This window comes from Marinobacter vulgaris, from assembly GCF_003344045.1.
GTDB classification, from domain to species: domain Bacteria; phylum Pseudomonadota; class Gammaproteobacteria; order Pseudomonadales; family Oleiphilaceae; genus Marinobacter; species Marinobacter vulgaris.
On the sequence record NZ_QFWX01000064.1, the window covers coordinates 1 to 329 of the forward strand.

At 49.8% G+C, this 329-nt stretch carries 1 protein-coding gene; it reads left to right on the forward strand.

Annotated features, from left to right (window positions below; all coding sequences use genetic code 11):
* The first annotated feature begins 18 nt into the window (after nt 1–18).
* A complete protein-coding gene (locus DIT71_RS17815; protein WP_001135586.1) occupies nt 19–246 on the forward strand; it encodes a YejL family protein in 228 nt (75 codons plus the stop codon).
* The last annotated feature ends 83 nt before the right edge of the window (nt 247–329 follow it).

A 329-nucleotide genomic window follows, 5' to 3' on the forward strand; every position in this document is an offset into this window, starting at 1 on the left:
ACAAACTGATTTTGATTTATGCCACAACATTCCCGCTACAGTGACGAACACGTTGAACAATTGCTCAGTGAGCTGGTCAACGTACTGGAAAAACATAAAACGCCAACCGATCTCTCCCTGATGGTTTTGGGAAATATGGTTACCAACCTGATCAATACCAGCGTTGCTCCGGCTCAGCGTCAGGCGATCGCCAAATCTTTCGCCCAGGCTTTGCAGTCCTCCGTTAGCGACGACCAGGCACACTAAGGGAAACGAACAACAGTTTATGGTGACGAATCGTCAGCGCTACCGTGAAAAAGTCTCCCAGATGGTCAGCTGGGGGCACTGGT

Excerpts from the sequence above, each read along its gene's own strand:
- DIT71_RS17815 (WP_001135586.1), top strand. The coding sequence starts at position 19 with ATGCCACAACATTCCCGCTACAGTGACGAACACGTTGAACAATTGCTC.